The sequence below is a fragment of the Paenibacillus sp. FSL R5-0923 genome, assembly GCF_038009145.1.
GTDB lineage: Bacteria > Bacillota > Bacilli > Paenibacillales > Paenibacillaceae > Paenibacillus_AQ.
This window is the reverse complement of the sequence record NZ_JBBPAT010000001.1, coordinates 2,569,479-2,582,607: the sequence shown is the minus strand read 5'-3', so window position 1 is coordinate 2,582,607 and position 13,129 is coordinate 2,569,479. Positions and strand designations below refer to the sequence as shown.

Sequence of the window (13,129 nt, the reverse complement as noted above, 5' to 3'; positions counted from 1 at the left end):
AATTCGATTTATTTAGGCGAAGAAGAGACTTTTTGCATTATTCCGGTCTATTCTATTAAAGATTCAGGAGGCAGTGACATGTCTGACAAAGATCCCTCTTACCCACTGAGAAAGCAGGTACCCTCTCGTGATTGGGCACCCGGAATTCACTATGCACAATTGCAGACACTTCCGCCTTGCACCTTCCAAAGAAGAAGGCTATATGACTTCGAGCTACTATATGTTCGCCAGGGCAAATTATTAACAAAGATGGATACGGAAGAATATATACTGAACGCTGGGCAGCTAATTTTCCTCTCATCTGGGGTATATCATCAGAATGTTATCCTGTCAGATTCAGATACTAAGCTTATTGGAATCCATTTTGATTTCTTTGGGGAATCAATTATTACACATGATGAAGATATGGTAGTTAATGAGGATGAAGTCATACACGATAAATTCGCCTTTGAAGCCGTAACCGTCCCCTTCATGCCATTGTCACAAGAACCGATCTACTCCCCGCCACCCGAATGTGTTCATGCCATGGAACAGCTCGTTCATGAATTCACTATGCGGCCTGCCGGTTATGAGTGGGTCTGTCGAGGGCTACTACTTGGTATTCTGACTTCGCTGCTTCGAACGCAAAACTCCCGCGTTGCAGCTAAGTCTTCAGTTCATACTGAGCGGATCAGGGCATTAATAGACGAGCTAGAAGAGCGGTTAGCAGAACGCTGGACCAATAAATCCATGGCCACATCCATGAATATGCATGAGGACCACTTTGCCAAGCTCTTTCGTGAGGTTGCAGGTATGCCCCCCGGAGAATACCTCCGCTCGATCCGGCATAGGGAAGCGCGTAAGCTGCTGCGAGAAACGGATTGGCCGATTGAGAGGGTGGGCGATCAGGTCGGCTATCCCGATATCCATTATTTCAGCAGGGTGTTCACGGCAAATGAGGGGATTTCTCCGCGGGCGTATCGCAAGTTGTCTCGGATTCTCTAGATACGGAAACCCCAGAACATCTCAATCCAAGTAAGAAGAACTCGCCAAAAACATTGCGGTTGATGGATTCATGCTTATGATTAAAAAGAAAAAGCCCCCTTCCCTGAAAAATCGAAGAAGGGGGCGGCTCTAAAACTAATTAGGGAAAAACTCCCTGAAAATAATCAAAATTCGCTCTAAACGAACGAAATCAGGGAATTCCTCCCTAATAATAAGGGGGATTCCTTTAATTGCTATCGAATCAGCAAAACTTTAGGGAGGTTTTCCCTGATTATTAATCTAATGACCAAAAATCCCGGAATTTCAGGGAGAAATCCCCCAATTACTCTATCGAAGCGGTACAATTCAGGAAAGTTTGAGACAACAGCGGCCGCAAGTCCAAATATTCTCCGTAGTTACGACTGACTCCTTAAATGTATGTCTTAAAGTGAAGTTACATATTCATATCCAGCCACACACTTTCCATTCCGTTCAATTCGAGCTCTATTCTCAAATCGTTCTCCATAAGGATCGTCGTCTTTTGGGTCTCCGCTGTGTTATTTACAGCACAATAGCGGCCAGTCTCAGGGTAAGCATGACACTCTACATTCGGATTCAATGAGAACCAAGAATACAATTGTTCCTCTTGATGTGCAGCCCAAAAGATCGCCCGGCTCAGTAATCTAGTATTCTGGATACTATACGGCAGCCCTGCAATATAAACGCCTCGACCCTGCCCAAATGAATTCACGGCAAGATTGCAGCTATTGTCGTGCACATCCAAGACTTGTGCTCCAATCTCCGCTTGATAAATCATGGTCATCCCTTCACCATAATCAATGTCGCCTTCCAGATCTTCCGTAATGAAATGCTTCTTTACTGGCGTTACCTTAGGCTTATTAACGCTTGCTGTAAAACCCATTTCCTTTTGAACACCTAAAATATCCGCTAGTTGAAAGAGAACCCCTTGATGCTCATATGCCGTTGGATCACCAATTCCAATAAAGCCGCCGCCTTGATGCACCCATTCACGAACATAGTCTGATCCCTAAACTTATTCTGCAGCCGATCGCTGAGAACGCTATCATCCATGGGGTTACGGATATTGGAGGAAAAGTTCTTATCCGCATTAAGGCTTACGCAAAAAATGAATATACACTTGTTATAGAAATCATTGATAACGGAAAAGGCTTTGACACGAAAAAATCGGAAAAGGCTGATACGCTGTCCGGTATCGGAATTTCTAATGTAGCCGATCGCATTAAGCTTCAATATGGTGAGAGCTACGGACTATTCATCACAAGCTTGGTGGGTCAAGGAACCTGTTGCCGCCTGATTATCCCCAAACAAACCTACGAAGAAGATAAGGGGTGATACTAGTGTATCCAATGTATAATGTAATGCTGGTGGATGATGAACCCATTGTAAAAGTCGCGCTCAGAACCATGATTCCATGGGAAGAGCTTGGATATATGATCTGTGCTACAGCCTCTGACGGAGTTGAAGCTTTAACCCTTGTTGAGAAGTTTAATCCCCATATCATCATTACAGATCTCAAAATGCCTAATATGGATGGTTTGCAGCTGATAAAAGAACTCAATAACAGAGGGTTTGCCGGGAAAATCCTGGTGGCAAGTAACCACGGGGAGTATGAGTTGGTTCGTGAAGCATTAGTTCTTGGCGCTGTAGATTATATGCTTAAGATTAGTATGAAGACTGCGGACCTCATCCAGTTGCTGGAGAAATCCACGCAGCTAATCCAAGAACAGCTTCAGTCCAAGCAGCAGCTAGAGACACAATCTCAGCTATTGCAACACAATTTAAAGAGTGTGAAGAATGCGATTTTAAAAGATTATTTTACCGACCCATATTATGATATGAATCAGCTTGAGCAGCAAAATTCTATAACACTCGCTTTTAGTGAAAATAGCTGCTACTTGTTCTACATCACCTTTGAGCAAAATAGCGCCAGCCCTAGCGCACGTAAAAACCAGCTATCGGTATCCTTCATTGAAAACATCATCTTAGATATCCTAGAAACCGTAGATCAATTCGAAATTATTCAGCTTGAATCGAATGCATTGTTGCTGCTAATCTCCACTGATACCTTGGACAATCAGCAAATTATCCGTACCGACTTTATCCATAGAGTCATTCAGTTGATCAAAATGTATATTTCCATTACCCCTACCATTGTTTATTCCCAGCCCATTAGAGGATACGCTGAGGCGAAAGTAATGCTAGAGCGATGTAAAGAATCCTTGGAAATCCAATTTTACAACGAAATAACGATTATTGATCCCGAGATTGTCCATTTAAATGATACGCTCGATTTCGAAAACGTTCATGAGTTCTCTACGAATTTAATACAGGCCTGGAAACGTTCGGGCGTTGAAGCCGTTAATCAAGCCACTCAAAATTTCCTTGAGACCTGCAGATCGAAACAAATAAAGCCGGCTGAAGCCAAAACATTCATCGTCAATTGTCTGCACTATCTTCCATTATGCGATGCTCACATTATCGTTGAGGATCCAAAGCTTTTGAAAACAACTATTGAGAATATTGCAAACAGTAAACGAAGTGCTGAGATTCTAACGCAGATGGAGCTTTTATTTCAATTATTCTCACATCAAAAACAACAGATTGTGACTACCCATAATAGGGATGTTAAACAAACAATTGATTATATCAATGCAAATTATCAGAAAAAGCTGACCTTATCTCTGATTGCCAAGCAGGTCAACTTAAGTGAGAACTATCTATCCAGAATCTTTAAAGAAGAAGTCGGCCAAAGTATCATTCATTACATTAACACCGTAAAAATGGAGAAAGCCGCAGAGTTAATTCTAAAGGGCAACCCTTATGTCAAAGAGATTTCTACGCAAATCGGTATACATGATCAATTTTATTTCACCAGACTTTTCAAGAAGCATTTTGGAGTTAATCCGAGTGAATATAAAGATTATGTTCAAGCGACGCTTGGCTCAGGAAATTAAGATCCTTTCTTTTACGACGAAAGGCCGTTGCTGTAGATCAGCAACGGCCTCTTTTTTGGTATTACAACACTTTCCGAAACAATTCATTGTTTAATCGCTCCAGCTGCAGAAGATGATGACGATAGTGCATCTCAATAAGCAGGAACCATTCCTCCGCGCATAGTCCACCGAATCGCGGGTGAGATACGGTATTTTGTTTGGACGCTTTTTCAAGAGACGGTTCGATTTCTCTCATTCTTTGGATAACTGAATGTAACCCTTGACTTAATTGTTCCTTGCTCTCCGGCTGCTCCGGCGTATATTGGGCGGAAGGCGGAACCTGAATACGAATGGGCGGAAAACTGCCTTGTGCAAATATAGCCGCACCATCCTCGGTTTTCCCCACATGAGATACCAAGGGATCTTGGTTGAGCACCAGACATTGATCAATATTACGAAGCTGCATATACAGTGCCGAGTTAATGAGATGTTGAACCATCTGTCCGATGGACCACTCGTTTTCACTTGGCTTTTGCTTCAGCTGCTCCAGATTGAATCGCTCTACTTCATGAATATAGTATGTCGCAGTTTCTTCGAAACGTTGTAAGGCTTCTTTTGTTGTAATCATTATATATCAGCTCCTGTAGTCATTGATTATCCAAGTATACAAAAACGCTACTGACAGCGTTATGTCAGTAGCGTTTTAACATTATTTCTAGTTCGTTTCTAACTTGATGGCGAAAAGATTCCGGCTCTAGCACAACCATGCCACCTCCCCAGCCCAGCACCCATTGCAGCAATTCCGCTGGCTCTCGAACTCGAAAAGTAACCCGTAAGCCTTCCGCATGATCCTCTATAGTTTCCATATAGAAATTGTTCGATTCCCTTACCTTATCAGCTATGTCAGAATGGACTAAGATAACCACATGAACGTTACGATCATCAGGAGGTTGGTATACCTCCAATTGAAAATCCGCTGGCCGTATAAATTTATCTTCCAGATCAATAAGCTCCCTCATTCGGGATAACCGAAAATGACGGATGTCTTGACGCAATTCACACCAGGCGACGAGTACCCATGATCCTTGATGAAGCACAAGTCCGTAAGGAGCAACCGTACGAATACTTTGACGGTTCCCATCGGCTTCGGCGATTCTTTTGGAATAACGAAATCTTATTTTCCTTTCCTCTAATATCGCTCGACGAATGGCTTCCAGACATGCCTTTTCTTGTATTGGTGCTATATCTGCTGCGGATGCAAATAAACGAAAACTTTTGCGGATCTGTGATGCTTCACTGCGGATGGCTTCTGGCAGGATAGCTTCTATTTTCGCTTTAGAACTTCTAGCCTTATTGCCATAGTGGGCATCAAACCACTGCTCGATAAAGTCAGTCCCGATAAGCAATGTCACTGCTTCGTCCAGCGTGAAACTAACGGGTGGCAGGAAATAGCCCTCAATCAAGGAGTAGCCCTGCCCTGGCGCTCCTATTATGGATACGCCCGCTTCACTAAGTGCCTGAATATCCCGATAAATAGTTCTCACGCTCGTTTCAAACGTAGCCGCCAAATCCTCCGCTCGCAACACTTTATTACGCTGCAATTCAAGCACTATAGCTAACAAACGGTCCATTTTGTTCATACGACTCTCCCTCCCCGAGAAATTGTTTTTCTATCTCTAACGGCAATGTTAAAAATCTCTAAAAGCTTCTATATCTATAAATCATTTTTATATTAGATATTATAAACATTAATTTTACTTATATCGCTCTAAAAGGGTATAGTAATATAGGGTTTATAACCGTTACTTATATATAGAGTATACCCTTATAAGAGGAGAGATCATATTGGAAAGAGTAGTTGGAACAGTGGTACGTGGACTCCGCGGGCCTATCATTAACAATGGGGATAACATTGAAGAAATCGTAGTGCAAACGGTATTGAATGCAGCAACAGTCGAAGGTTTCTCGATCGAGGATCGTGATATTGTAACCGTAACGGAATCCATTGTGGCTCGGGCACAAGGAAACTATGCGACAATTGATAATATTGCTGCTGATATAAAGGCAAAATTCGGTGAAGAAACTGTGGGTGTTATTTTCCCTATCCTTAGCCGTAACCGATTTGCTAACTGCTTGCGTGGAATTGCCAAAGGAGCAAAAAAAGTAGTCTTAATGCTAAGCTATCCATCTGATGAAGTGGGCAACCATCTTGTAGACATCGACGAATTAGATGCTAAGGGCGTTAATCCATGGACGGATGTGTTAACAGAGGCTCAATTCCGTGAGTTTTTCGGCTATATTAAGCACCCATTCACAGGTGTTGACTATATCGAATATTATAAAGGTTTGATTGAAGCTGAAGGTGTGGCTTGCGAAGTCATCTTCTCCAACAACCCAAAAACCATTTTAAACTATACAAAAAATGTATTAACTTGCGATATTCACACTCGCTTCAGAACCAAACGCATTCTCACAAACAACGGTGCTGAAAAAGTATTTGGCTTGGATGATATTCTTACACAATCCATTGATGGCAGTGGCTTTAACGAAGCTTATGGTCTGCTTGGATCCAATAAAGCAACAGAAGAAAGCGTAAAACTATTTCCAAACAACTGCCAACCTATCGTAGATGGTATCCAAGCAAAAATCAAAGAAATTACAGGTAAAACTGTAGAAGTTATGGTTTATGGCGATGGAGCATTCAAAGATCCAGTCGGTAAAATATGGGAACTGGCAGATCCAGTTGTATCCCCTGCTTACACTGCCGGACTTGATGGAACACCAAATGAAGTGAAATTGAAATATTTGGCCGATAACAACTTCTCTCATCTTCGTGGTGAAGAGCTGAAACAAGCCATTTCTAAATACATCCAGAATAAAAATGATGACCTGGTTGGTGCGATGGAAGCACAAGGGACTACTCCTCGTAGATTAACGGACCTGATTGGTTCATTATCTGATTTGACTTCTGGTAGTGGCGATAAAGGAACACCGATGATTTATATTCAAGGTTATTTCGATAACTATACAAAATAGGATGAGTACAAAAAGGGAGTCTCGTAAATGAGGCTCTCTTTTTGCTATCTGGGGTATAATAAAGCAAACAGCGGTAAGCGGAGGATCCTATGAACATAAGAAGGATTAAATATTTTATTGATCTCGTTGAATGCAGAAATTTTACCGAAACAGCTAAAAAGAACTATGTATCGCAGACCACCATTAGTCAACAAATCGCCGCGCTTGAAGAGGAATTCAACATTCAATTGATTGATAGAAAGCAGATCCCTATCGAACCAACCAAAGCCGGATGGCTTTTTTATGGCGAAGCCCTCATCCTCTGGAAGCAATACAATCATATGAAGATAAGTATGGAGAATTTCCAAAAGTATAATACGCAATCCCTGAGTATCGAATATGCGGCGATGACGGATATCCAAAGTTTATTGAAATTGATTCCCTCATTTCAGGATCATCACCCGAATATTAAGCTGGAACTGAATAAAGTATTGCTAAAAGATATTGCAGAATACTTGCAAAAGGGGATCTACGACGTAGCTATTGCCTTTGACTCCGAGTTTCAGGGAAAAGAGGACATTGTAACCTATCCCTTATATAAGGGACGTTATTGTGCGGCTGTGAGTCATCACCATCCTCTTTTTCATCATGAATCGATCGCCAAAGAGGAGTTATATGAACATCCACTAGTCATGCTGAATCCAACAGCTATTGGAAACTCTTATCATCTAATGATCCAGCATGCAATTGAAGACGGCTATCAGCCGAACATCCTTCGAACCGTAGACGATGTGGAGACAGAATTGTTTTATATCATCACGGAGAATTTGATTGGCTTTTTTCCGGATAACTATCAGCTCGCCTATCTTCAAGATAAAGTCCGGTTAATCCCATTAGAGGATTCACATCATACCTTTGCAATCGAAGCAGGATATCTTAAAAACAATACCAACCCTGCCCTGCCCTCCTTCCTTCAGCAAATCCACATTGGTTTTAGCAATCGACCATAAGTTTTATGTGTTAGACTATGTTCGTTTTTTCACATACTATAAGGGTATAAATCATATCCACAAGGAGTGACGATGATCATGGGTAAATTATTGTTGACGGGTGTCGATGGAAATCTAGGGAAGCAAGCTGCGGAATATTTGTTAGAGCTGGTAGATAAGGACCAAATCATTTTTTGCGCTTACGATCCAGCATGTTTGAAAGAATATGCGGAACAAGGGATTGAAACACATGTGACCAACTTTAATAACAAGGAAGGCCTTGCCGAAGCTTTTGCTCATGCTGATAAACTTGCTCTGATCTCCATGCCTTTTGTTGGGGAGAAACGCCAAAATGCACACAGAAATGTGGTTGATGCTGCCAAAAAAGCCGGAGTCAAACAGATCATTTATACTTCTCTAGTAAATGCGGCTGATGAAACCAATCCAAGCGTTGAGAAAATTGATCATATTTATACCGAACGTTATGTTCAAAGCGTAGGGCTCGATTATATTTTCCTTCGTAATTCCCAATACGCGGAAGCGATGATTACCAATTACTTCACTTATGTGAAGGGTGACGGGGTATTAACAAACAATCAGGGTGACGGTAAAATGGCTTATATCTCGCGGAAGGATTGTGCAAAAGCCGTTGCTCATGCCCTAGCCTCCAAAAATTATCATGAAGCGATCCTTGATATCAATGGACAAGAATTAATGACGATTACTGACTTCATTAAGATCGGTAATGTAGTAACCGGTAATCATATCACCTACAAAGAAAATACGGATGAAGAGAATTATGCCGTATTCGAAGCCATGGGTGTGCCTAGAACTACCGACGGTGCATTTAAAGAAGGTTCCGAAGCACCCTTTTCTTCCGAAGGTATGGTTACTTTTGGACAGGCTATCCGTGAAGGGAAAATGGATATTTTTACAGACGACTTTAAAAATTTGACGGGGCAAGAGCCACTGACCGTGAAATACATGTTTGAACATGCCGATGAATTTCAGGTTGGCGAAAGACATTCTAAAGACAATTAATAAGTGGCACCTCATACCTCTTAGACTAAATCACCCCCGTTTAATAAACGGGGGTGATTTCTTTTATGCTGAGGATGGCACAAAAACAACCCGTTTTCCAAGGTCAGAAGGAGCATTCCAAGCTTCCTCTACTTACTGAACACACACAATTTTCTGCCATTGCAACCACAATCGTGGGCAACTCAGCAAGTGCCGCGAGTTAATAATTCCAAATTAATTCTCTGTCTCTCTGCTCCGTAAAGCTCAATCATATGCTCACCTGGAGATAATTAGGGAATTCCTCCCTTATTATCAGAGGATTCTGGTCATCAGACTAATAATTAGGGAATTCCTCCCTGAAATTCGACTAATTTGACGGTAAATCTTGATTTCACTCTGTTTTTTAGGGAGGAATTCCCTGATTCCATCCATTTAAAGCAATTATCGGCTTTTATTAGGGAGATTTTCCCTAATTACTCACAATCCACTGGTATAGTGACAGCACGCCAAGTAAATCCATGTACACTCTTTAAATCAAAATACACCTTTAACCGTACGGATGAACATCCGAATGGTTAAAGGTGTATTGTCTCTGTCTACTTTTTAATTAGAGTTAATTCCAGATCTCTTCAGCAATCTCTTTAATATAAGCAAGCTTGCGCCATTGCTGCTCCTCTGTCAGGTGGTTGCCTTCTTCCGTCGAAGCGAAGCCGCATTGCGGGCTCAGGCAAATCCGGTTTAGATCGACATATTGCTTCGCTTCCTCAATACGCTTTAGAATATCTTCCTTACTCTCCAGCTCACCAAATTTGGAAGAGAACAGACCAAGCACGACCTGCTGATTGTCTTTAAGGAAGCGTAATGGTTTGAAGTCACCAGCACGTTCAGTATCAAACTCCAGATAGTAACCTGAGTAGTTATTGATATTCAGAAGTGTTTGCGCGATAGGTTCATAACCTCCGCCTACTCCAGCATAAGTAGAAACATAATTGCCTCGGCATACATGTGTCGTTACAACGAGATCTTCCGGCAGACCGGATACCACTTCTTCGTTCAACTTCGCAAGCTCGTTCGCATATTCAGCTACATTCACACCAACCTGATTCATAAATGCTATAAACTGTTCGTCGCACAGCGCTCCCCACGTGCAATCGTCGATTTGAATGCTGCGGCAGCCCGCTGCATAAAAGGCTAGAATTGACGCTTTGTATGCTTTGGCAATATCCGAAATTAGCTCTTCACGATTCGGGTATAATTCATTCGTGCTTTCCTTATTTTCTACCCGATCCAGCTCAAACAGGAATTGCGCAGCCGCAGGAATCGATTGACGCGCAACAACGTCCTCACCAGCAGCGCCTTTTAAAAATTCATAATGTGATACAAAAGGGTGGCTGCTGTAGCTTATTTTTCCGGTCAGTCGGGCAGTTTCTGGTCTCGACTCCGCGCCATTAAATTGGTAGCCTTGATCAATAATGGTCCGCTCTACACCGTCAAAGCCCCAGAAGAAGTCGAGATGCCACCAAGAGCGGCGGAATTCGCCGTCGGTTACCGCTTGAAGACCTACCTCTTTTTGTTTTTGCACGAGCTTCACAATCTCGTCGTTCTCTACTTCCTTCAACTGCTCTGCTGTAATTTCGCTGTTCTTGAATTTTAATCTAGCCTCTTTCAACGCCTGAGGGCGCAGGAAGCTGCCAACAATATCATATCGAAATGGAGTAACGGTTCGCTTTTTAGGTTCGGTTTGAGTGCTCATATATTAATCTCCTCGTGAACAAATTATTAAAATTAATATAGCATATCCGATTGCCTATACCGTTACACCAATGAGTTATGGCAGGTTATAAGTATTAGCTATACCTAATAAATAAACGATTGTGTGCGCTAGTATTGCCCCAGAAGCCCCTTCTTCATGGCTATTTTCTCACAGCGATCAAACACAACGAGCCCTAGAATCAAATAAACCAGCGAATTTAATATTAATACGCCATAGTCAGATAAAGATAGATCCGTTAACGTTAGATTCTCCAGCATCACCGTTCTTACCATATTCACGCCTTTAACGAATGGAGCAAAAGCTAAAAACGGAGCTACAGTGATCGGAACAAATACAAGTCCCATCAATACAAATTGGAAAATCTGTAGAAATGCTTGAATTTGTTTCACAATAATAGCCAAACCAGCAATCATAAAACTAACGCCTACCATACTTATCATAGTAACTATAATGATTGGGATCGTTGTCATGGGATTAAGACTCAACCATTGTCCCGAGGTTAGCATCGCACCAAACAGCAAGAGAATCATAATGACGGACTGTAAGCCCAATTGACTGACGATCCGCGTGAGCATAATTTTCCACACACCCATGGGAGACATATATAACTGCTCTAACGTTCCACGCGTCGCTTCTGTGATTACCGAATAACCAATAAAGTTCATCGTCATCATCGTTAAGCTCCAAAAGACCACACTTACAATTGAATATTGGACATTCGTATCAAAACTAGCTGGATCTCCTATGAACATAATTCCAAAAAATGCAGCCAGAAATATAATATAAAAAGTGACTACTAATGCAATCGTGTTCGGTAAATATCGTTTCAACTCAATATATTCCTTACGAAAATTAGCATTAAATAAATGGAGCCATTTCATGAGTCTTACCTCCCTTCACAATCTGAATAAACACTTGTTCAAAATCAATGGTTATTCGATCAATACTTTCCACCATCGTTCCTTCCTCTTTCAGAAGATCGAACAACTCGTAGATATCCTGACCATGCTCTAAATTTACTTCCACGATCGTTTCATGAGAGCTTGCTTTATAAGTACTTAAAGGGAATATACTCAACAGTTTATTCTCCTGTTCAGGGCTTAATTGCTCACCTAATTTAATGGAATATGCCCTTGTTTCAAATAACTTAAGTAAATTCTCCACCCTGTCGTCAATCACAACTTCACCTTTGTTAATGATAATGGTACGGTCACACAGCTCCTGAACGACAGGCATATCATGTGAGCTAATAATGATCGTACGTTTCTCTTCCCTCACTATCGTTTTTAGAATATTTCGTAATTCATAACTAACCTCAACATCCAAACCGAGCGTTGGCTCATCCAGCAAGATGACATCCGTATTAGCTAATAACGCCACAGCGATTGCCAGCTTTTGTTGCATCCCCCGAGATAATCCATTAACCAGCTCATTCTCCTTTTCTTTAAGGTTGAATTGCTCTAATAACTTATCTGTCTGATCGGAAATTTGCTTCCGAGAGTACCCCCGGTTACCTGCAAAATATTCTAAATTTTCCCGAACCGTAAGACGCCAATATAAATTCCGGTTCCCTTCTAATACAGCACTGATATGCTCTAGCGCTTTAAGTCTCTTCTTGCAAATATCTAAGCCATTAATGGATATAGAACCCCCATCCGATTCTAACAAACCACAGAGCATCTTTATCGTTGATGTTTTCCCAGCACCGTTGGGGCCTAGTAAACCTAGAACCTCTCCACGATTTACATGAAAAGAAACATCACGAACGGCATGTATTTTCTCTTTCGTCTTTCTTTTCTCGTAGACCTTGCTAATCCCCCGTACTTCTATAATTTTCTCCACCTTATAACCATCCTCTCCCGTACGATTTAAAAGAGTGATTCCATTGTTAAATTTATTTTATTTGAGTATCTAAATTTAGATAACTGGCTCCAGATGGATACTTTCTCCGTCTGAGGAATGAGATTTGTATAGACGACAACTATGATATGTCTAAAGGAAATATCGCATTTTTTAAGAATGATTGGGTGAATGTCCGGCATGGAGCAAATGTAGGTTATTTCATCATAGAGAAAACGAGGAGGACATCATGAATCACAACAAGAAAAAATCCATTTTGCGTGGTGGGTATTAGTAGGACTGGCTTTAATGCTTGGAGTTGCAAAAAGTGGCGTTATGACAGCAGGCGGGCTATTTTTGACACTAACAATGATCATATCGTTATTGCCGCAGACATTAATGAGGCAGCGCTAGAGAAAGTAAGCCAGAAACAGAATGTTTATGGAATGAAATTTAATGTTGTCTCAGATGAGGATTGGCAGAAAATTAATTCCATCGATGGAGGATACTCAGCTCAATAACGATAATGACAGCCCTCAAGTTAAATGAGGACT

At 41.5% G+C, this 13,129-nt stretch carries 13 protein-coding genes and 1 pseudogene; 7 read left to right on the top strand and 7 right to left on the bottom strand.

Translation table 11 applies throughout. The features are described 5' to 3' along the window. Positions 1–78 precede the first annotated feature (78 nt). The gene (locus MKX35_RS11395; RefSeq protein WP_076284683.1) at positions 79–984 is read left to right on the top strand and encodes an AraC family transcriptional regulator; all 906 of its coding nucleotides are present in this window, start codon (positions 79–81) and stop codon (positions 982–984) included. A gap of 433 nt (positions 985–1,417) precedes the next feature. Here MKX35_RS11395 and MKX35_RS11390 read toward each other — a convergent pair whose 3' ends face one another. Both MKX35_RS11390 and MKX35_RS11385 read right to left on the bottom strand, forming a co-directional pair. Continuing rightward, on the bottom strand, positions 1,418–1,582 hold the full coding sequence (locus MKX35_RS11390) for a 1,3-beta-galactosyl-N-acetylhexosamine phosphorylase C-terminal domain-containing protein (protein ID WP_256716409.1): 165 nt from the start codon (positions 1,580–1,582) through the stop codon (positions 1,418–1,420). A 33-nt stretch (positions 1,583–1,615) separates the two neighbouring features. Then, positions 1,616–1,993 (bottom strand): annotated as a pseudogene (locus tag MKX35_RS11385) (lacto-N-biose phosphorylase central domain-containing protein); the annotation flags it as partial. Between MKX35_RS11385 and MKX35_RS31860 the strand changes: the two are divergent. Together MKX35_RS31860 and MKX35_RS11380 are read left to right on the top strand one after the other, a co-directional pair. Continuing rightward, complete coding sequence (locus MKX35_RS31860; RefSeq protein ID WP_143759571.1) at positions 1,990–2,337, top strand: sensor histidine kinase; 348 nt, start codon at positions 1,990–1,992, stop codon at positions 2,335–2,337. The pseudogene MKX35_RS11385 and the gene MKX35_RS31860 sit on opposite strands and share 4 nt — an antisense overlap. A 14-nt stretch (positions 2,338–2,351) precedes the next feature. Continuing rightward, positions 2,352–3,959, top strand: a complete 1,608-nt coding sequence (locus MKX35_RS11380; RefSeq protein WP_256716408.1) for a response regulator transcription factor — start codon at positions 2,352–2,354, stop codon at positions 3,957–3,959. Between the two features lie 61 nt (positions 3,960–4,020). On the opposite strand, the gene MKX35_RS11375 is transcribed toward MKX35_RS11380, so the two are convergent. Together MKX35_RS11375 and MKX35_RS11370 are read right to left on the bottom strand one after the other, a co-directional pair. Continuing rightward, entirely contained in the window at positions 4,021–4,563 is a 543-nt protein-coding gene (locus MKX35_RS11375) for a DinB family protein (RefSeq protein ID WP_076284853.1), read from the bottom strand. Between the two features lie 67 nt (positions 4,564–4,630). Continuing rightward, on the bottom strand, positions 4,631–5,578 hold the full coding sequence (locus tag MKX35_RS11370; RefSeq protein ID WP_076300780.1) for a helix-turn-helix transcriptional regulator: 948 nt from the start codon (positions 5,576–5,578) through the stop codon (positions 4,631–4,633). Positions 5,579–5,783: 205 nt separating this feature from the next. Here MKX35_RS11370 and MKX35_RS11365 point away from each other — a divergent pair, with 205 nt between their 5' ends. From MKX35_RS11365 to MKX35_RS11355, 3 genes are all read left to right on the top strand, one after another. Then, a complete protein-coding gene (locus MKX35_RS11365) occupies positions 5,784–6,974 on the top strand; it encodes a coenzyme F420-0:L-glutamate ligase (protein ID WP_076300779.1) in 1,191 nt (396 codons plus the stop codon). An 89-nt stretch (positions 6,975–7,063) separates the two neighbouring features. Then, positions 7,064–7,963 carry a LysR family transcriptional regulator gene (locus MKX35_RS11360; RefSeq protein ID WP_076300778.1) on the top strand — a complete coding sequence of 300 codons (900 nt, stop codon included), beginning with the start codon at positions 7,064–7,066 and terminating at the stop codon, positions 7,961–7,963. A gap of 78 nt (positions 7,964–8,041) precedes the next feature. Further along, complete coding sequence (locus MKX35_RS11355) at positions 8,042–8,983, top strand: NAD(P)H-binding protein (protein ID WP_076300777.1); 942 nt, start codon at positions 8,042–8,044, stop codon at positions 8,981–8,983. A 592-nt stretch (positions 8,984–9,575) separates the two neighbouring features. Here the strand turns inward: MKX35_RS11355 and MKX35_RS11350 are convergent. The 3 genes from MKX35_RS11350 to MKX35_RS11340 form a co-directional block, all read right to left on the bottom strand. Continuing rightward, positions 9,576–10,715: a 5-methyltetrahydropteroyltriglutamate--homocysteine S-methyltransferase gene (locus tag MKX35_RS11350; protein WP_076300776.1), complete on the bottom strand. Its 1,140-nt coding sequence runs from the start codon at positions 10,713–10,715 to the stop codon at positions 9,576–9,578. A gap of 128 nt (positions 10,716–10,843) precedes the next feature. Further along, entirely contained in the window at positions 10,844–11,617 is a 774-nt protein-coding gene (locus tag MKX35_RS11345) for an ABC transporter permease (RefSeq protein WP_076284690.1), read from the bottom strand. After that, positions 11,595–12,578 (bottom strand): ABC transporter ATP-binding protein, encoded by a 984-nt coding sequence (locus MKX35_RS11340; RefSeq protein ID WP_076300775.1) that lies wholly within the window; start codon positions 12,576–12,578, stop codon positions 11,595–11,597. The genes MKX35_RS11345 and MKX35_RS11340 overlap by 23 nt, the downstream gene beginning before the upstream one ends. 281 nt (positions 12,579–12,859) lie before the next feature. Between MKX35_RS11340 and MKX35_RS11335 the strand changes: the two genes are divergently transcribed. Next, positions 12,860–13,096 (top strand): hypothetical protein, encoded by a 237-nt coding sequence (locus MKX35_RS11335; protein WP_341044162.1) that lies wholly within the window; start codon positions 12,860–12,862, stop codon positions 13,094–13,096. Positions 13,097–13,129: the final 33 nt, after the last annotated feature.

What these genes read in the sequence shown, in the direction of transcription:
- MKX35_RS11370 (WP_076300780.1), bottom strand. Translation starts at nt 5,578, where the DNA reads ATGAACAAAATGGACCGTTTGTTAGCTATAGTGCTTGAATTGCAGCGT.
- MKX35_RS11395 (WP_076284683.1), top strand. Translation starts at nt 79, where the DNA reads ATGTCTGACAAAGATCCCTCTTACCCACTGAGAAAGCAGGTACCCTCT.
- MKX35_RS11355 (WP_076300777.1), top strand. Translation starts at nt 8,042, where the DNA reads ATGGGTAAATTATTGTTGACGGGTGTCGATGGAAATCTAGGGAAGCAA.
- MKX35_RS11345 (WP_076284690.1), bottom strand. Translation starts at nt 11,617, where the DNA reads ATGAAATGGCTCCATTTATTTAATGCTAATTTTCGTAAGGAATATATT.
- MKX35_RS11380 (WP_256716408.1), top strand. Translation starts at nt 2,352, where the DNA reads ATGTATAATGTAATGCTGGTGGATGATGAACCCATTGTAAAAGTCGCG.
- MKX35_RS11350 (WP_076300776.1), bottom strand. Translation starts at nt 10,715, where the DNA reads ATGAGCACTCAAACCGAACCTAAAAAGCGAACCGTTACTCCATTTCGA.
- MKX35_RS11360 (WP_076300778.1), top strand. Translation starts at nt 7,064, where the DNA reads ATGAACATAAGAAGGATTAAATATTTTATTGATCTCGTTGAATGCAGA.